The following is an 18800-nucleotide window of genomic DNA, read 5'->3' on the forward strand; positions in this document are numbered from 1 at the left end:
TTAATAATTTTGTCATTGAGTTATAAGACTTTATCCCCACTTCTACGTTATGCTTTACAACGTAATGTTATTAGTGAGCTAAATTAGCACGTTGCCTCCTTTCCACAGGCGTTAGGGGGTGAATAACGTTATAAATACAAACTAATCATGGAGACCGACATGGCTTTTGAATTACCAGCATTACCATACGAACAAAATGCACTTGAACCGCATATTTCTGCCGAAACTCTTGAGTACCACTACGGTAAGCACCACGCGACCTATGTAACAAAGCTTAATGGCCTTGTTGAAGGTACGGACATGGAAAGCAAAAGCCTTGAAGAGATCATTAAGGCGTCTGAAGGCGGTGTGTTCAACAACGCGGCACAAGTGTGGAACCACACTTTTTACTGGAACTGCTTAAGCCCAAATGGTGGCGGTGAGCCGACAGGCGCAGTAGCAGATGCAATTAATGCGAAGTGGGGGTCATTTGCAGACTTCCAAGCAGCATTTAACGACAAGGCAGTAAACAACTTTGGTTCAAGCTGGACATGGCTAGTTAAAACAGCAGACGGCAGCTTAGACATTGTTAACACCAGCAATGCGGAAACGCCAATCTCTGGTGATTCATTAACACCTATCCTGACTGTTGACCTTTGGGAACATGCTTATTACATCGATTACCGCAATGCACGTCCTAAATACCTAGAAAACTTCTGGGCACTAGTTAACTGGGAATTTGCAAACAGCAACCTAGCGTAAGCAATGTAAAAATAAAAAAAGATTGTTGTAGTCGTCTACGACGAATTACGAAGTCTTAAGAATTGAAGCCTCGCACCTGCGGGGCTTTTTTGTTTGCCCAGCGAAGCTGGCAAACCCGTCAGGTTGAAAGAAACCTGAATCACCCTGACTGAGGGGAAGATAATCCGAATGGCAAGGGCCTTAGCAAGTGATATGAAGTATGCAGGAGCCGTATACGAGGCCCGTACGTACGGTTCTGTGAGAGGGATGAGGCGCAAGCCTCACCCTACTCGATATGTACACACTTTGACTCGTTCTTTTTACTCAATCTCTTTACGCGCTTACGCAATTTCATTGAGGAAAATGTCTGTTGAAAGCGATTTATTTCACAGAAAGTGATATTCAAAGCGCTTTTACTAAAGAGTTTTTATCTAAAGAGTTACTACAAAAAAAGCAATAGCTCATGGAGACGTTCGTTGACACTTAGCCCTCAATCTTCTGGCACTAGCAAAAAGTCGCTCATTATTCTTGCCCTTACTTACTGGCTTTATTTTGGTCAACTTGGCGTTCTTGTCCCTTATCTGGGGATTTTCTTAGACGGAAGAGGCTTTTCATCGCAAGATATCGGAGAGCTATTTGCGGTGATTACTCTTGCTCGCATTCTAGGTCCAGGGCTTTGGGCTGGTGTTGCCGATAAAACAGGAAATGCGATTGGTGTAATGAGACTTGGGTGCTTTTTGACTGTGCTTACGTTTAGTTCGGTATTTTACTTTTCCAGTTTCTGGGGGCTTACTTTAGCGTTCGGGCTTATGATGATGTTTTGGACCGCGGTGTTACCCCAGCTGGAGGTGATCACCATGAACGCGGTGTCTACAAGTTCCACAACTTACGGACAGATAAGGTTATGGGGCAGTGTCGGTTTTATTTGTTTAACTGTTAGTGCTGGTAAGGCGCTAGATATTTTCTCAACTGAAACGCCAGTTTATGTCAGTGTTGCCGTGCTGTCCCTGCTATTTATCAGCACCTTGTTCATCACTGCACCTGCTAAAAAAGCTAAAACAGAGAGTTCAACAGGCAGTATATGGACCTTCGTAAAACAAAAGCCGTTTGCTGTTTTTATCTTTGCATCAGCCTGCCTCCAAATTAGCTTTGGCGCGTTTTATGGCTTTTTTGCACTGTATATGCGAGACCTTGGATACTCGGGTCAACAAACTGGGGTATTCATTGCGCTTGGCGTATTGGCCGAGGTGGGCATTTTTCTTGTTGCACGACACCTCATCAGTCGTTTTGGCGTGTGGAATTTATTATTTGCCAGTATCGTGCTGACTGCACTTCGCTGGTACTTGCTAGCAGACTTTGCTGAATTCATATCCGTTATTGTAATAAGCCAAATTATTCACGCTTTAAGCTTTGGTTTAACTCATGCGGTGTCGGTACACTTTATTCATCAATATTTACCTGCCGCGTTTCATAGCCGCGGGCAAGCTGTGTATATCAGTATTGCGTTTGGCTTAGGCGGCGCTTCGGGTAATTATCTCGCGGGACAGCAGTGGTCTCAGGGGGCCAATGCATATGAAGCTTTTATAACTGCAGCTGTATTTGCTGGTGTAGGTGCTCTATCACTGTTTTTGTGCTCAAAAAAGGTAATGGATGGCGAGGCTTCCAGAACCCCGCGGCCAAACTAAGGCGATTCTGGGTGGGGACATTGCGCTATAACTTCGGTTTTACCATCTGGATGCTCTTGCTCTAAACGGACGTCGAATTTCCACAAACGATGCAAATGTCTCATGACTTCCTGTCTTGAGTTGGCAAGTGGAATATCATTTTGAGGGATGTATCTCAGCGTCAGCGACCTATCGCCGCATATATCAACGTTGTAGACCTGAATATTAGGCTCTAGATTACTTAAATTATACTGAGCTGATAGGGCTTCTTTTATGGTGTGATAGCCCTTTTCGTCATGAATTGCGCTTACACTAATAAACGATTTTGACGTGTCATCCTCTAACGCAAATAATTTAAAGTCTCTGATTATTTGGGGTGACAAAAATTGACTGATAAAGCTTTCGTCCTTAAAATTTTGCATAGCAAAATGCACAGTCTCTAACCAATCTGTGCCCGCAATACTGGGAAGGTAATAATAGTCCTCCTCGGTGGGCGACTGACAAACACGCTTTATATCCATAAACATAGAAAAGCCGAGCGCGTAAGGGTTTATACCGGAATAATAAGGGCTGTTATATTCAGGTTGCATAACCACGCTAGAATGGCTATGTAAAAACTCTATCATAAAACTATCGCTCACTAGTTTTTCGTCATACATTTGATTGAGTATGTGATAGTGCCAAAAACACGCCCATCCCTCGTTCATAACTTGGGTTTGTTTTTGGGGATAAAAATACTGTGACACTTTACGCACTATCCTCACAATTTCTCGCTGCCACGGCTCAAGTAAAGGGGCGTTTTTTTCAATAAAGTAGAGCAAGTTCTCCTGCGGTTCTTCGGGAAAGCGGGCAGGTTGAGTCTGTTTTTTTTGAGCCCCCTCTGGCAGCGTTCTCCACAGTTCATTGACTTGAGACTGCAGATACGCTTCGCGTTCCTGTTGACGAGTCTTTTCTTCCTGTAATGATATCTTCTGAGGTCGCTTATACCTGTCTACGCCAAAGTTCATTAGCGCGTGGCACGAGTCTAGAATATTCTCAACTTCGTTTATGCCGTATTTTTGCTCGCAGTTGGCAATGTAGTTTTTGGCGAAAACCAAATAATCGATAATAGAACTGGCATCTGTCCATGTTTTGAAAAGGTAATTGCCTTTAAAAAAAGAATTATGGCCATAGCAAGCATGAGCCATAACCAACGCCTGCATAGTGACGGTATTTTCTTCCATCAAATAAGCAATGCAGGGGCTTGAGTTTATGACTATTTCGTAGGCAAGCCCCATCTGACCACGTTTATACTGCTGCTCTGTTTGAATAAATTTTTTGCCAAACGACCAGTGGGTATAGTTCAGCGGCATGCCTATACTGGCATAAGCATCCATCATTTGTTCGGCGGTTATTACTTCAATTTGGTTGGGGTAGGTATCTAATTTAAAGCCTCTGGCGATCCTATCTATCTCCTGTTCATATCGTAGCAGTAGGTCAAAGTTCCAGTCTGGCCCGTCGTCGAGCTTATGAGGCGATGAAGCTGCCTGAATTGACATGATAGACTCCTTAGCGTGCAGAGGCATCTGCGCGTTTGAATAATTCTCTAAAGGCAGGATAAATATCTGCTTGAGACTCAATATGTTTGCAGATAAAGTTGCTGTGAGCAGTACTCACCGCGTCAAATATTTTCCACAAGCTTTGATGAGGCCTCTGCGTTATTTCAATGTAAGTGTAATAACGACAGGCTGGCAGCAAGTGATTGGTGAGTAATTCTCCGCATTTCGGCGAATCGTCCGCCCAGTTATCGCCATCTGAGGCTTGCGCCCCATAAATATTCCACGCACCGTCACTATATCGTTCGTTGATAATGTCTTTCATTAGTTTTAAAGCGCTAGAAACTATGGTTCCACCGGTTTCCTGAGAGTAAAAAAACTCTTGTTCGTCGACTTCTTTAGCCTGCGTGTGATGTCGAATATAGACCACTTCAACATTTTCGTAGGTACGACTGAGAAACAGGTACAACAAGATATAAAATCGCTTGGCGGTTTCTTTGGTTTCTTGATCCATTGAACCTGATACATCCATAAGGCAGAACATCACTGCTTTACTGCTGGGGAGCGGGCGGGTATCGTAATTTTTAAAGCGTAAATCAAAGGTATCAATAAAAGGAACTTTGGCTATTTTTGCTTTTAAAGCGGCAATATCTTTTTCAATTGCCAGAATATGTAAGGTGTTTTCGTGTTTGTCCTCACGTAGGCGTTTAAGCTCTTCCTCTAGCTCTCCCAGCTTTCGCTTATCAGCTGCTGTTAACGCTATTCGCCGAGAAACGGAACCTTTTAAAGAGCGAACAATATCTAAGTTGGTGGGCATGCCATCGGTTTGATAGCCAGCGCGGTAGGTTTCGTATTGAGTAACTTGAGCGAATTGATTTTTTTGAAGATTTGGCAATTCAAGATCTTCAAACAATATGTTCAAATACTCGTCTTTTGAAATTGAAAATACAAATTCGTCTTGGCCTTCACCTTCATTACTGGCTTCGCCGGCTCCGCTTCCTTGACCCTCACCACTTAAAGGACGCTCAATTTTGTCGCCTGCAGTAAACTGATCGTTGCCAGGATGAACGATGTGTCGTTTGCCGCCTTTCCCCGTATGAAAAATAGGTTCAGAGATGTCTCTTTTGGGAATGCTAATTTGTTCACCGGATTCAACATCGGTTACCGAGCGCTTGCCGACAGCGTCTGAAACCGCTCGCTTTATTTGCTGCTTATAGCGTTTTATAAAGCGCTGTCGATTTATAGTGCTTTTGCCTTTGCTGTTTAGCCTTCGGTCAATAAAATGTGCCATAGACACCTACTTACATAATGTGGCATGTGTGCAGGTTTCTCATACCACGGAGTTTAATCGCGCAAAAAGAGTGTGTCGTTACGACGCTTTTCTCACCCTCAGATACCATTCGCAAAGTAATCGAACCTGCTTCTGTGTATAGCCTTTCTCGGTCATGCGATTAACAAAGTCATCGTGTTTTTTCTGTTCCTCTGCAGAGCCCTTGGTGTTGAATGAAATAACGGGCAGCAGATCTTCTGTATTTGAGAACATTTTCTTTTCAATAACAGTGCGCAACTTTTCATAGCTTGTCCAAGAAGGATTATTTCCGCTATTATTCGCTCTGGCACGAAGAACAAAGTTAACGATTTCATTACGAAAGTCTTTGGGATTACTTATTCCCGCCGGTTTTTCAGTTTTCTCAAGCTCAGCATTCAGTGCGGCGCGGTCGAACAGTTGTCCGGTTTCAGGATCGCGATATTCTTGGTCTTGGATCCAAAAGTCAGCATAAGTCACATAGCGGTCAAATAAGTTTTGGCCGTATTCTGAATAACTTTCTAAATAAGCAGTTTGTATTTCCTTTCCAATAAATTCTACGTATCTCGGTGTGAGATAACCTTTAATGAATTCGAGGTATCTATCGGCAAGTTCTTGATTAAATTGCTCGCGTTCTATTTGCTTTTCTAGCACGTAAAACAGGTGTACTGGATTGGCAGCAACCTCTTGGCTATCGAAATTAAATACCCGTGATAAGATCTTAAAAGCAAAGCGGGTGGAGAGCCCTTCCATACCCTCATCTACGCCAGCATAATCTCGGTACTCTTGGTAAGATTTAGCTTTGGGATCTGTATCTTTTAGGCTTTCGCCGTCGTAAACGCGCATTTTAGAAAATAAGCTGGAGTTTTCTGGTTCTTTTAAGCGAGATAACACAATAAATTGTGCCAAACATTCTAAGGTATCTGGAGCACAGGGTGCTCCATGTAATTCGCTAGTATCAATTAATTTTCGATAAATTTTAATTTCTTCACTTACCCTCAAGCAGTAGGGCACTTTCACAATATATACCCGGTCTAAAAAGGCTTCGTTATTTTTGTTGTTGCGGAACGACTGCCACTCAGACTCATTAGAGTGAGCCAAAATGAGACCGTCAAAGGGTAAAGCCGAAAAACCTTCAGTAGGGTTGTAATTACCTTCTTGTGTTGCGGTAAGTAAAGGATGCAGTACCTTAATAGGTGCTTTAAACATCTCAACAAATTCCATCAGCCCCTGATTGGCTTTGCATAAAGACCCAGAATAGCTATAAGCATCGGGATCGTTCTGCGCATATTGCTCTAAACGACGTATATCTACTTTCCCCACTAGAGCGGATATGTCTTGATTATTTTCATCTCCGGGCTCGGTTTTAGCGATACCTGTTTGGTCGAGAATAGACGGATAAACCCGTACCACTTTAAATTGAGTAATATCGCCATTAAACTCATGCAGGCGCTTTCTGGCCCAAGGAGACATAATCGTTTTGAGATATCGCTTTGGAATACCGTATTCACGGTTTAAAATTTCGCCGTCTTCTTTTTCATCAAACAAACACAGCGGGTGATCGTTTACTGGGGAACCTTTAAGCCTGTATATGGGAACGTTTTGCATGAGCTCTTTAAGACGTTCCGCAAGTGATGATTTTCCGCCTCCCACTGGGCCCAACAGATATAAGATTTGTTTGCGCTCTTCAAGTCCTTGAGCAGCGTGCTTTAGATAAGACACGATTTGCTCGATAGCGTCTTCCATGCCATAAAACTCAGAGAAAGCTGGGTAACGAGAAATAATGCGGTTGGAGAAAATGCGGCTAAGTGCTGGGTCGTTAGCCGTATCAACTTTTTCGGGCTCGCCGATAGCCGTAAGTAATCGTTCTGCCGCGTTGGCATAGGCAAGTGGCTCTTGCTTACAAATTTCAAGAAATTCACCAATGGTAAACTCTTCCTGCTTACGCTCTTCAAAGCGGCTTTGATAATGTTCAAAGATACCCATAAATACCCCTCAGAAATCTAAACCCCTTACTTTCATGGTAGTAGGTATTCGGGAAAACGTGAGGTTTTGTAACTTAACTTTTTAGTAATACCGTATATGGTGTAACGTTAAACACGGCCCAATATCGAGTAGGGTGAGGCTTGCGCCTCATCCCTCTCACAGAACCGTACGTACGGGCCTCGTATACGGCTCCTGCATACTTCATATCACTTGCTAAACAACGCCCTTGCCATTCGGATTATCTTCCCCTCAGTCAGGGTGATTCAGGTTTCTTTCAACCTGACGGGTTTGCCAGCTTCGCTGGGCAAACAAAACAGCGCCACTAACATATTGTTAGTGGCGCTAATTATAACGAGAAACTGAGTCGCTTATCGCGAGCCTGCAATGGGAGCAGTAGTTGATACCACGCCCATGTTCTGAGCTCTATGACGCAGTAGGTGGTCCATTAAAACAAGTGCCATCATTGCCTCAGCAATAGGTACTGCACGAATTCCCACGCAGGGGTCGTGTCGACCTTTAGTCACAATATCAATTTCTTCGTTTTGCTTGTTAATCGTTGTACCCGGCACAGATATACTGGATGTTGGTTTTAACGCCATGTGAACTTCAACGTCTTGACCAGTGGAAATACCCCCAAGTACGCCACCCGCGTGATTAGAGGCAAACCCTTCAGGCGTTAACGTATCACGATGTTCACTGCCTTTTTGATTAACGACTTCAAACCCATCGCCAATCTCCACGCCTTTTACTGCATTAATTCCCATCATGGCATGGGCAATTTCCGCATCTAACCTGTCGAAAACAGGCTCACCAAGCCCAACAGGTACATTTTTAGCAACAACAGATACCTTTGCACCTATGCTGTCGCCAGACTTTTTTAAGTCGCGCATATATTCATCAAGAGCGTCTAACTTACTCGCGTCTGGGCAGAAAAAAGGATTGGTATTGGTAATGGCGTGGTCGACATTTTCAACCGCTATAGGGCCTAGCTGAGATAAATAACCCAGTACTTCTATTCCATGCTCCTCTTTAAGGTACTTTTTGGCAATCCCCCCCGCCGCTACGCGTATTGCTGTCTCGCGGGCAGAAGAGCGACCACCACCGCGATAATCACGACTGCCGTACTTTTGATCATAGGTATAGTCGGCATGACCGGGACGAAAACGGTCGGCAATATTACCGTAGTCTTGGCTGCGTTGATCTTTATTTTTAATCAACAGACCTATGCTGGTACCTGTTGTCTTACCTTCAAACACACCAGAAAGAATTTGTACTTCGTCATCTTCTCTGCGTGCTGTGGTGTAGCGAGAGGTTCCCGGCTTTCTTCTGTCTAAATCTATTTGCAAATCTTCTTCAGTAATTTCCAGTCCTGGAGGGCAACCGTCAACCACACCACCAATAGCAATACCGTGGCTTTCTCCAAAAGTGGTTACCGTGAAAAGTTTTCCGAAGCTATTACCTGACATAATTAACTATTAATCCTTACTACTAAAATATTGAACCAGCGTGTCTTTATTCACGGCAAAAATACCTTGCCCGCCATTTTCAAACTCAATCCAAATGACTTCTAAACCAGGAAACCTGTTGTTCATATGCACTTCGCTATTACCCACCTCGATGAACAGCCAGCCGCCATCGTTAAGATAGCTCGTTGCTTGGCGCAGCATTGTATCGACTAAATCGAGTCCATCTTCGCCAGCAGCCAGTGCCAATTCAGGTTCGTGATGATACTCATCTGGTAAGTCAGCCATATCCTGTGCATCCACATAGGGCGGATTTGAAATGATGAGGTCGTACCTTTGCCCTTCAAGGTTTGTGAATAGATCCGACTGAATAGGATAAACACGGTGACTTAAGCCATGTTCTTGTATATTGATGTCGGCGACTTCTAATGCATCAGTACTAATATCGACTGCATCTACCTGTGCTTCAGGATAAGCGTGTGCCAAAGCAATAGCGATACAAGCTCCGCCAGTACACATATCAAGAATAGACGCTGGCTCGTTTTCCACAAAAGGAGAAAACTGGTTTTGAATAAGCTCAGCAAAAGGAGAACGAGGAATTAATACGCGCTCATCAACGTAAAAAGGCATACCGCAAAACCATGCTTCGTTGGTAATGTAGGGCAAAGGCATACGTGTTTGAACACGCTTCAGTACCAACTCAGCTATTTTCTCGCGCTCGCTTTTAGTTAAACGAGAGGACAATATACTTTCGCCCACAGAAGCTAAAATGGGATGCGGAAGGTGCAGAGCCTGAAGAACAAGGCTTACGGCCTCATCCCACGCATTATCAGTACCGTGACCGAAATAGAGCTCAGCGTCATTAAAACGGCTTGTCGCCCATCGAGTCATATCTAGCAAAGTGTGCAGATCGTCAATGGCTTCTTCTAGGTAAAACTTATCGGTCATAGCGTTTGGGTACATCAATATTTTGAAAGCTGGTATCATACCCAAACTTAATGCTAATTCACATAATTAACTGCGTGCGCAGAAGCCCTGTAATGCGGGTAAGATTCGAGATGAGAGTATTTAAAAAAGAATTAAAGGCGTTCAAAAAGCAGCAAAATGTAAACAAACCTGCCGAAGACGAGGAAACTTTTTCCTTTGCTGATGCTATGCAGGGCGTTAAGCCTTTGTCACAAGACAAAGTAGAGCCTGACAGGCAAGTAGAGCTGTTTAAAAAGAAACAGCAGTCGTCGATTAAAAACATCAAGCACAGCAAACAGCTTGCCGCGTCGTTTAATTTCTCAGATATGTATCAAGCGAGTCTGCCTCAAGAAGGCCCGATGCGTTATTGTCGCAGCGATGTTCCCACGCACGTTTTAAAGCAATTAAGACGGGGAGACTTTTCACCCGAGATTCACCTTGACCTGCATGGCCTAACCCGTGAGATGGCGAAGGAAGAAATTGCCGCTCTTATTTATGCTGCGAGAAAAGATCTCATCGATTGCGCCTGCATTATGCATGGGTTTGGTCAAGGCGTGCTGAAAGCCGCGCTTCCCCACTACTTGGTCCAACACCCCCACGTTAAAGCGTTTCATCAAGCACCGCTGGAATACGGTGGCAAAGCCGCGCTTTTAGTGTTACTCGAAGTGCCTTCAATAAGTGACAAACAGTAATTACGCTTTTCAACGCCAATGCTGATATATCAATACTATTCCTGCGGCTTGATGTCTTAATTAGCCCTGCATAGCGCTGCTGATGCATCTAACGCATCTGCAAGAGGTGCTTTTCGCGCTTACTTGCCCGCCGCACTGTTGTGCATGAACAAATAGGTGTAATACACCATCATGGCTACAATAATACCTATGCCTAAAAGTGAGCCCCAAACTACCGGATCTTTAATCATTGTCCACAACATAATTGTTCTCTCCAAAGTGGTGAATAAATCTGCTATGGATAAAGTGTATGGGAGTGCGGCCCTCGTCGTTATGATCTAGATCAAAGGCCATATTTCGCAGGCCTACTTCACAGGGTTGGTTTGATCTATATCAAAAATACCAACACGCGGAGGAGAGATTAGAAATTATTTCAACAATCGGTATTGCAAATCATTATCATTTGCAATAGATTACATATGCCTGTTCGACGTTGGGTAAAAAACGGTCTTGGCTTGGCGTCGCTGAGGGATAGACTCTCGTCTATCCCTCGTTTTTTTGCTTAACTGAATAACTTCATCAACCAACCTTTTTGAAGCTCTTCTTCGCAGGTTTTTAGTTGGGTCGCGTAACGTAGTGAGCGAGCTTTAACTTTTGACGCAACTTTTTTAAGCCAGGGTTTTCTGTCATAGCTGCGGCGTTTATATCCTCCCCACCCTTCGTGATAATTCAGATATTGGGCGTATGCGTCCCATTTTGATACGCCATTTACTTTTTGTGATTTATAAATAAACCAGCCCATAAAGTCGATAGCGTCCTCAAAGTCGTCTCTGTCGGCACCGCCGTTGTCTGTTTCTCTGATGTAATCTTGCCAGGTAGGGGTTTTTGCTTGTGAGTACCCATACGCACTGCTCACTCTTCCCCATGGCACTAAACCAAAAAACACATAGTCTCTTGGCGGCAATGCATCATGTCTAAATGAGCTTTCTTGATACATCATGGCCATGGGCACGTGAATAGGAACTCCCCATTTATCTCTCGCATCGGCAGCAGCATCATACCAGTCCTCTTTCTCGAAGAAGATTTCACACAAGTTACTGCTATTTTTCGGAGGCGTTGTGGCACACCCCGCGATCAATAGTGGAAAAAGAACGATGAGAGTTGATAAAAAAACAACCCATTTTTTGAACTTTTGGTTCATAGCGTGTCTTAATTAATGTTCTAGTAAAATGTGTGTTTCCCTGGAACCTTTTAATGCCTGACCTATGTCAGGCATTTTTTTTTGCCGGGGGCTCTGCAAAATAGTCTTTTATAAAAGTATCAAAGTCTTTTGTGTCGGCGGCTTCAATCTCTCTTTGCGCTTCGTACGAGCGCTCTCCCTGTTCAACAAAATCTTCACTTTGCGTGTAAGTATAATCGAAGGTCTTCATCTCCTTGTTATACTTAGCCGCCAATTCAAGCCCAAATATACTGTTATCTTTATTTTCAGATAAAAGAGTTTGCAGTATTTTTGCCGATGGCGTTAACTCAGGGTTTTGCGTTTTTGCGTATTCCTGCGCTACTGCCTCGCTGTATTGCTTCGTATCATTTGCTTCATCAAGTATGTTCGCAGCCTGCTCAAAATACGTAAATAGCTTTTTGCTCCACTCAGGCAAGGTCACATCTACACCGTTGTTAGACAACATCAGTTCCGGTTTGCGGCCTTCAAGCACCACACGATCCATATTTTCTTTTGCCTCGTTTAACTGCTGCTCGTCAAACTCTTCACTTGGAATAAGTAAACAAGCCAGTAAAAATACATCAAGAAAATTAAACTGTGTGTCACTGATACCTACAGAAGAAAACGGGTTGACGTCGAGTGCTCTTACCTCGATATAACTAATTCCCCGTCTCACTAGCGCGTCAGTGGGTTTTTCCATCGACTCTGTGGGCTGCTTGGGTCGAATTGGAGAATACAGCTCATTCTCAATTTGAATAATATTGTGGCTCAGCTGTTGGTAATTGCCGCCTTCTCCAGAAGCGAAACGCTCAAATCGAGTGGAAGGTGTACTCATGGCATCGCGTAGAAGACGAACATAATTGTCTAGCTCGTTATAACAAATCTTAAGCGACGACTGCTCAGCACTGGTATAGCCTAAATCGCTCATACGCAACGATGTTGCATATGGCATGTAAAGGGTCCCTTTTCCTACTTTCTTAAACGGCAAGCTGTACTCTTTACCTTTTAAAAATGAGCTACACAGTGCCGGAGATGCACCGTATAAGTAGGGAATCAACCAGCATAGACGACGGTAATTGCGTATAAGCCCAAAGTAGTCCGCAGAAGTTTGCTCTTGCGAATGGGTTGTGCCATTTTGCTTTGCCCACAGCGCCCAAAAACTATCTGGAAATGAAAAGTTAAAATGCACGCCGGCAATAGCCTGCATCATACTACCATAGCGATTTTTTAGCCCTATTCGGTAAACTCGCTTCATTTTGCCCACGTTCGACTCGCCGAAATAAGCAATGGGAATTTCCGTCTCGTCATCAATAAAACAGGGCATACTGAGCGGCCAAATTTGCTCGTCGTTTATGTTGTCAGCAACAAAGCGATGAATATCTTTTAGTTGCGCAACGGTTTTTGCTGAGCTTGCCTCGGGCGGAGTAATAAACTCCAACAGTGACTCGGAAAAGTCTGTGGTAATCGACTCATGGGACAGAGCCGAACCTAACGGCTTTGGATGTGGGGTTTGGGCTAATGTGCCATTTGGATTGATTCGAAGCGCTTCTCGTTCTACACCGCGTTTTATTTCTCTTAGTGAGGCTAAAAATTCGGGCGATTTAAGCGCCTTCACGCGCGCGTCGAAACAGGTAGTATCTGCAGTCAAAATGGTTTTCCGTGATGTCAATATTGCTCCCGTAAATGGGGAGCAATAGTGTAATTTCAAGATACGTTAACGCTTCAGTTTAACGCTGTTCGCTTATTATCATCTACCGTTAATTCAAAGACCGGCAGTTTTAATGAGTTCAGCTGCGGCAATATTTCTTCCTTATCGCCCACTACAATAATTTGCATTTTATCAGCATTCAAATATTGTTTTGCCAACTTGTCTATCGTGTCTTTATCAATGTTATTGATAATCGCAAGCTGCTCTTTGCGATATCCTTTCTCTAACTCGTAGCTTAGCAACTGCCTTAAGAAGCGAGCTTTACTCGCTGGAGTCTCAAATGCTAGCGCGTCACTAAGAGTAAACGCGCTGCGCATGAATTCAATTTCCGATTCGGTAATACCGCTTTCTCTGTACGCCTGTATTTCAGAAAAAATTGCCTCAATGCCTTCTGCGGTATTTTCAGCGGTGAGGTCGGAACTCGCTTCAAACCAACCTAACGTTTTGCCGCCGACAAAACCACTGCTTGCGCCGTAAGTAATACCTTTCTCTTCCCGTAAGTTGAGATTAATCCGACTATTAAAAGCACCGCCTAGAGGAAAGTTCATTAACCTTGTTTTAAAATAATCTCCAGTGGCATCAAAAGGCAAGCCTCTATCGACTATAAATACAACTGATTGAACGGCTCCTGGGCTATCTACTAAATAAAGGTTTCTTTTATCGTAAGAAGGAAACGCATTGTAATCGGTAAACTCATAATCCTGCCCTTTCCACTGGGCTATAAAACCTAATGCGTCCACAATTTTATCTTCAGATAGATTTCCTACCACTACCATACTTGCCTTCGCGGGCGAGTAATAACGTTTATAAAATGCTTTCACGTCACTTAACGTAATATTTTCCACCGTCGCCATCGTTCCCTCATCGGGTAAACTCACGCGGTTTTCTTCTCCGAACAAAATTAAGTCTCGGGCTCTACGCGCAAGGCTAGATGGCGTTTTTGCCTGCTGTTGAAGCCCTTGCAGCACGCGCTCTTTCATTCTGACGAAGTCTTCTTCACGAAACGCAGGTTTAAATAACTTTTCCTCTAACAACAATAATGTAGGCGTAAGATTTTTAGTCAGCGTAGAAACGTAAATTTGTGTAGAGCGACCGGATGCACTAATGCGAATGGAGCTTCCCAATTTTGCCAATTCGTTGGCTAAATCTTCATTGGAATAATTCTCTGTCGATTCATTCATTAGCAATGCAGTAAGATACGCCGTCCCTGCTTTGCCTTTAGGGTCTAGTAACATACCGCCATCTATTCCTAAAGTAAGGGTAACAGTAGGTGTTTCATTGCTGGTAACACCAAGCACTTTTATGCCATTGCTTAACTCACGCTCCCAATAATCTGGCACTTTTACAATAGGCGCTGGCCCTGCATCTGGCATAACGCTTCTATCAAAGTTGTCATTCGCAACACGCTTACTTACACCATTCTCAATATCTGAAACTTGTGAAGGCATATTTTCAGTCATTGAGGCCTGTGCGTCAGATTGAGGTAGCGTACGAACCGGACGTTCAAAGTTTGGTTCTGCGGCAGCGAGCTGTGGGCTACCCTCCGGAACCACACTTAAAATTACGCTGTTCGCGTTTTTGATGTAGGTATTGTAAACACGCATAATATCGCTAGCAGTCACCCCGTTATAGCGCGCGATATCTTCCGCGATGAGATCAGGTGTATTATGAAAGGTTTCATTAGCGGCGAGTGCCGACACTTTTCCAGACACACTTTGAAGGCCAAACACAGTGGTTGACTCCAACTGTCCCTTGGTACGTGCAAGATCGTCCACAGTTACACCGCGGTTTTCAAATTCTTTTAGCGTATCATTAAGCGCCTGCTGAAGCGTACCTAAAGAAGTTACCTTTGATGGATTGGCAAGTGCGAGAAGCTGAAATTCGCAGGCCAACTCACGACATGGGTGTGATACTGCCGCTTGAACCGCAATCCCCTGCTTCACTAAATTTTTATAAAACAACGACGTTTTACCACCGCCAAGAATATTTGCCAGCACGTCTAATGGCGCCTCGTCGGGATGGCGAACATACACTGTTGGGAAAGTAATCTGAAGCAATGGCAAATGCACATTGTCTTCTAGAGTAAGATACCGAGTTTCATTAAGGGTTACAGGTTGAGGCTGAGGATCTGACACTTCAGGGCCTTTGGGAATACTCCCAAAATATTGTTTGATCAGCGCTTTGGTTTGCTCGATGTCGATATCGCCACCAATGGTAAGCACTGCGTTATTCGGCCCATACCACCGTTTAAAGAAGGCTTTGAGATCTTCAACGTCCACGCGGTCTAAATCTTCAACATAACCAATAGTTGACCAAGAATAAGGGTGCCCCTCAGGATAGAGAGCTTCACCATTTAATTCGTTGCGCAATCCATAAGGCTGATTATCAACTCGTTGAGAACGTTCGTTTTTTACCGTTTCCCGCTGATTCTCAAATTTTTCTTGGTCAACGGCCTCGAGTAAATAACCCATACGATCAGACTCTAACCACAAAACCTTTTCTAATTGATTAGCAGGTACTGTTTCAAAATAGTTGGTTCTATCTGTATTTGTCGTCCCGTTTAAATTACCACCGACTTCTGTAATTACCTTAAAGTGCTGTTCATCAGCAACGTGCTGAGAGCCCTGAAACATCATATGCTCAAAGAAATGCGCAAAGCCGGATTTTCCAATCTCTTCTCTCGCGGATCCAACGTGATAGGTAACATCAACATGAACCAATGGATCTGAATGATCTTCGTGAAGAATAACGGTTAACCCGTTATCTAAGTTATATTTTTCATAAGGTATCGATATTGAGGCAGAGTTCGTTTCTTGGCTCTGTTCTACCTGAGCACGCTGACAAGCGCTAATAGATAAAACGGTAAGCACCATACCAATGGTGCGAAAGGAGAATTTTCCCGGCATGTTTATTCCTTTTTATAACAACTTCTTGCAAGCCGGTTGGGTAGCGGCATTTTCTTATTGTTCATCAACACGAGGACGATGCAGTGTTAGCGCTTGAGATTACCAGAATTTTGAGCGCTTTACTTGTTCAGACTTTGCTATGGTTCTATTAATTTGTGTATTCTTGAAATACACTACTCACCATATTTTGCACTATCATCTCTATTAACGCAGAGCAGTGCCATGTTGTTTCGCTCAATGGTAGTAAAGCAATGACCAACGACGTTACTCAAACGTCGCCTAAACGTGTTGTAAAAGGATACTTGCATGGATAAGTCAACGACATTAGTCGATATTGAATTTGGACTGTCGCAGTTAAGCGGAAACAAAAAGCTCTTATTCACTTTGCTCGGAAAATTCACCGATGAATATCGAACGTTGGATACAGATTTACAGGGGCTTTTAGAAAGTCAGCAATATGATGATGCCTATTCGTTAATTCATACTCTAAAGGGCGTGACTGGAAACCTAGGCCTGTTTGCTTTGCACAACGCAAGCAAGCCAGTGGAAAGCGCCATTAGAAACGACAAAGAACTTCCCAATGACTATTCAAGTTTTGTGGTTTTACTGAACGAAACGGTTAGCAACATTGATACGCTTACCGCTGAATCTACTTCTGATAACAGCGCCAATGCGAAAGCAAGCAACGCTCCGGTAAATAGCGCCGCTGCAGAACGCGCAAGAAAACAGTTAATCTCTGCACTTAAAGCCAGTGAATTCATTTCGCAATCTACGTTAGAAGAGTGGTTGTCGGCTATGGGTATTGAAAACGAAAAGCGCGAAGCAATTATTGATGCCGTTGACGAACTAGATTACGAAGAAGCGCTGTCAGAACTCGACGCGAAATAGTGCAATCTATCCCTATCCTCTATCGTGACAAGGGTGTTGTTATTGTCAACAAGCCTGTCGGCCTAGCTATGCATGATGAAGCAGCTATGCACGATGAAACAGCCAGAAATAAAGCGCCTGATAGCGTTTTATCTAATAGCCAAGGTATTGTAACGCGATTAAAAGAGCAGCTTAATGTGCCGCATCTACACTTGTGTCATCGCTTAGATACTGGGACTTCAGGCTGTTTATGTTTAGCTGAAAACGAATCAGTGGCCGCTGAGATAGGCAGGTTATTTGAAACTCGCCAAGTTAGTAAGTACTACCTTGCGCTCAGTGATAAGAAACCAAAGAAAAAACAAGGCGCTATTATCGGCGATATGAAAAACCGTCGCGGCGGGCAGCACATTTTGTTGAAGACTACGGTAAACCCAGCGCTTACTCAGTTTTTCAGCTATTCTGCCAAGCCTGGAGTGAGAGGGTTTATATTAAAGCCACACTCCGGCAAAACTCACCAAATCAGAGTAGCGCTAAAAAGCATAGGCGCGCCCATTTTAGGAGACGTTCTTTATGGCGGCAGCAATGCCGACAGGCTGTATTTACATGCTTTTAAATTAACGCTCCCACTAAAAAGCGGCGTGATATCCGCCACAGCACCTCTTTTAGAGGGGGATATATTTAACGAAGCACAGGTTAAAGACTGGATATCGTCGATCGCTACGCCTGAAGTCCTCTTATGGCCGGCCTTACCTTCTCGATTTCAACAAGAATGCGATGAGCGCGGCATGAACATTCAAGGCGGTTAACCAAGATGGCACAACTGCATATTGTAGGCTGTGGTGCCATAGGCAGCTTGTTGGCCGCAGGTGCCGAAAAGCATAACGTGAATTACAGCCGTTACCCTCGCTCTGCAGTCTCTGCAGGTATTCCTGGTAGTGCGGTATGGTTGGACGGAAAAACTTTTTCGCTAAATGGTTCTATCCTCCCTCCTCAGTCATTAAGTGCCAATGATGTGTTAATTATTCCTCTTAAGGTGTATCAGCTAGAAGAGGCGTTAACGCAATGGCTGCCATTTTTAAACCAAAAACCCGTTGTCGTATTACTTCACAACGGTATGGGTGGGCAAGAAATCGCTCAATCGCTACTTGGTGATAACTACCCGCTGCTTCTTGCTACAACCAGTCATGGAGCACTAAAAAAGCGCACTAGTCGTAATGTATCCCAAGTGATCTTTACCGGCAGTGGTTCTATAACAATCGGCAGTAGTCAGCCTGAAAGCATTGATATCGTTACGGGCTTAGATAACCTTGAAAATAGCAAAAACAAACTAATAGCAGCCTGTGACTTGCTAACTCGTGTTTTGCCTCCCGTGACGATTTCAAATGACATTTTGTATGCGCTGTGGAGCAAGTTAGCGGTAAATGCAGTCATCAACCCTTTAACCGCACTTAACGACGTGCCGAATCGCGATATTTGCGATGAATGCTACAGTGAACTTCGACATCAAATATGTCAGGAATTTGTGGATGTAGCAGCGTCGTGCGGGCAGCGTTTTGATCTCCGGGCTATAAAAAACACTGTGCTTGAAGTGGCAACCGCCACGGGGAATAATTTCTCGAGTATGCACCAAGATATTAAGTACAAACGCCAAACAGAAATAGACGCAATTAATGGTTATATTGTGACTATGGCAAATAAAAAAGGCATTAGTGCAAGCACCAATGCCCTTCTTGTTCAACGCGTAAAAGCCCTGAGTGCCAATACTCGTTTAATTACGTCTCAGCGTTAA

15 protein-coding genes are annotated in these 18800 nt (G+C 43.8%); 6 read left to right on the top strand and 9 right to left on the bottom strand.

What is annotated here, in order from left to right:
• The first annotated feature begins 159 nt into the window (after nt 1-159).
• Together sodB and BM528_RS08800 are read left to right on the top strand one after the other, a co-directional pair.
• A complete protein-coding gene (gene sodB / locus BM528_RS08790) occupies nt 160-741 on the top strand; it encodes a superoxide dismutase [Fe] (protein ID WP_071979558.1) in 582 nt (193 codons plus the stop codon).
• A 455-nt stretch (nt 742-1196) separates the two neighbouring features.
• Nucleotides 1197-2405, top strand: coding sequence for an MFS transporter (locus BM528_RS08800; RefSeq protein ID WP_071979560.1), 1209 nt, complete (start codon nt 1197-1199; stop codon nt 2403-2405).
• Here BM528_RS08800 and BM528_RS08805 read toward each other — a convergent pair.
• From BM528_RS08805 to prmB, 5 genes are all read right to left on the bottom strand, one after another.
• Nucleotides 2402-3922 (bottom strand): SpoVR family protein, encoded by a 1521-nt coding sequence (locus tag BM528_RS08805; RefSeq protein WP_083595244.1) that lies wholly within the window; start codon nt 3920-3922, stop codon nt 2402-2404. The two genes, BM528_RS08800 and BM528_RS08805, sit on opposite strands and share 4 nt — an antisense overlap.
• A gap of 10 nt (nt 3923-3932) precedes the next feature.
• On the bottom strand, nt 3933-5210 hold the full coding sequence (locus BM528_RS08810; protein ID WP_071979562.1) for a YeaH/YhbH family protein: 1278 nt from the start codon (nt 5208-5210) through the stop codon (nt 3933-3935).
• Between the two features lie 78 nt (nt 5211-5288).
• Nucleotides 5289-7211, bottom strand: coding sequence for a PrkA family serine protein kinase (locus BM528_RS08815; protein ID WP_071979563.1), 1923 nt, complete (start codon nt 7209-7211; stop codon nt 5289-5291).
• 368 nt (nt 7212-7579) lie between these two features.
• Complete coding sequence (aroC, locus tag BM528_RS08825) at nt 7580-8677, bottom strand: chorismate synthase (RefSeq protein ID WP_071979565.1); 1098 nt, start codon at nt 8675-8677, stop codon at nt 7580-7582.
• 9 nt (nt 8678-8686) lie between these two features.
• On the bottom strand, nt 8687-9622 hold the full coding sequence (gene prmB / locus BM528_RS08830) for a 50S ribosomal protein L3 N(5)-glutamine methyltransferase (RefSeq protein ID WP_071981242.1): 936 nt from the start codon (nt 9620-9622) through the stop codon (nt 8687-8689).
• Nucleotides 9623-9732: 110 nt separating this feature from the next.
• Here prmB and smrB point away from each other — a divergent pair, with 110 nt between their 5' ends.
• Nucleotides 9733-10332 (top strand): endonuclease SmrB, encoded by a 600-nt coding sequence (gene smrB, locus BM528_RS08835; RefSeq protein ID WP_071979566.1) that lies wholly within the window; start codon nt 9733-9735, stop codon nt 10330-10332.
• 119 nt (nt 10333-10451) lie between these two features.
• Here smrB and BM528_RS18950 read toward each other — a convergent pair whose 3' ends face one another.
• From BM528_RS18950 to BM528_RS08850, 4 genes are all read right to left on the bottom strand, one after another.
• Nucleotides 10452-10574 carry a hypothetical protein gene (locus BM528_RS18950; protein WP_269529771.1) on the bottom strand — a complete coding sequence of 41 codons (123 nt, stop codon included), beginning with the start codon at nt 10572-10574 and terminating at the stop codon, nt 10452-10454.
• Between the two features lie 299 nt (nt 10575-10873).
• Nucleotides 10874-11512 carry a transglycosylase SLT domain-containing protein gene (locus BM528_RS08840; protein WP_071979567.1) on the bottom strand — a complete coding sequence of 213 codons (639 nt, stop codon included), beginning with the start codon at nt 11510-11512 and terminating at the stop codon, nt 10874-10876.
• A gap of 67 nt (nt 11513-11579) precedes the next feature.
• Complete coding sequence (gshA, locus tag BM528_RS08845) at nt 11580-13178, bottom strand: glutamate--cysteine ligase (protein WP_071979568.1); 1599 nt, start codon at nt 13176-13178, stop codon at nt 11580-11582.
• Between the two features lie 74 nt (nt 13179-13252).
• Complete coding sequence (locus BM528_RS08850; RefSeq protein ID WP_071979569.1) at nt 13253-16144, bottom strand: M16 family metallopeptidase; 2892 nt, start codon at nt 16142-16144, stop codon at nt 13253-13255.
• A 306-nt stretch (nt 16145-16450) separates the two neighbouring features.
• Between BM528_RS08850 and BM528_RS08855 the strand changes: the two genes are divergently transcribed.
• From BM528_RS08855 to BM528_RS08865, 3 genes are read left to right on the top strand one after another with little or no spacing between them, the layout of a single operon-like run.
• Nucleotides 16451-17032 carry an Hpt domain-containing protein gene (locus tag BM528_RS08855; RefSeq protein ID WP_071979570.1) on the top strand — a complete coding sequence of 194 codons (582 nt, stop codon included), beginning with the start codon at nt 16451-16453 and terminating at the stop codon, nt 17030-17032.
• Nucleotides 17032-17817 carry a pseudouridine synthase gene (locus BM528_RS08860; RefSeq protein ID WP_071979571.1) on the top strand — a complete coding sequence of 262 codons (786 nt, stop codon included), beginning with the start codon at nt 17032-17034 and terminating at the stop codon, nt 17815-17817. Before BM528_RS08855 ends, BM528_RS08860 begins: the two co-directional genes overlap by 1 nt.
• Nucleotides 17818-17822: 5 nt before the next feature.
• Nucleotides 17823-18800, top strand: coding sequence for a ketopantoate reductase family protein (locus BM528_RS08865; protein WP_071979572.1), 978 nt, complete (start codon nt 17823-17825; stop codon nt 18798-18800).

The sequence above is a fragment of the Alteromonas sp. RW2A1 genome, assembly GCF_001886475.1.
GTDB lineage: Bacteria > Pseudomonadota > Gammaproteobacteria > Enterobacterales > Alteromonadaceae > Alteromonas > Alteromonas hispanica.

Excerpts from the sequence above, each read along its gene's own strand:
- BM528_RS18950 (WP_269529771.1), bottom strand. The coding sequence starts at position 10,574 with ATGTTGTGGACAATGATTAAAGATCCGGTAGTTTGGGGCTCACTTTTA.
- smrB (WP_071979566.1), top strand. The coding sequence starts at position 9,733 with ATGAGAGTATTTAAAAAAGAATTAAAGGCGTTCAAAAAGCAGCAAAAT.
- BM528_RS08840 (WP_071979567.1), bottom strand. The coding sequence starts at position 11,512 with ATGAACCAAAAGTTCAAAAAATGGGTTGTTTTTTTATCAACTCTCATC.
- BM528_RS08815 (WP_071979563.1), bottom strand. The coding sequence starts at position 7,211 with ATGGGTATCTTTGAACATTATCAAAGCCGCTTTGAAGAGCGTAAGCAG.
- aroC (WP_071979565.1), bottom strand. The coding sequence starts at position 8,677 with ATGTCAGGTAATAGCTTCGGAAAACTTTTCACGGTAACCACTTTTGGA.
- sodB (WP_071979558.1), top strand. The coding sequence starts at position 160 with ATGGCTTTTGAATTACCAGCATTACCATACGAACAAAATGCACTTGAA.
- BM528_RS08805 (WP_083595244.1), bottom strand. The coding sequence starts at position 3,922 with ATGTCAATTCAGGCAGCTTCATCGCCTCATAAGCTCGACGACGGGCCA.
- BM528_RS08810 (WP_071979562.1), bottom strand. The coding sequence starts at position 5,210 with ATGGCACATTTTATTGACCGAAGGCTAAACAGCAAAGGCAAAAGCACT.
- BM528_RS08850 (WP_071979569.1), bottom strand. The coding sequence starts at position 16,144 with ATGCCGGGAAAATTCTCCTTTCGCACCATTGGTATGGTGCTTACCGTT.
- BM528_RS08865 (WP_071979572.1), top strand. The coding sequence starts at position 17,823 with ATGGCACAACTGCATATTGTAGGCTGTGGTGCCATAGGCAGCTTGTTG.
- prmB (WP_071981242.1), bottom strand. The coding sequence starts at position 9,622 with ATGACCGATAAGTTTTACCTAGAAGAAGCCATTGACGATCTGCACACT.
- BM528_RS08855 (WP_071979570.1), top strand. The coding sequence starts at position 16,451 with ATGGATAAGTCAACGACATTAGTCGATATTGAATTTGGACTGTCGCAG.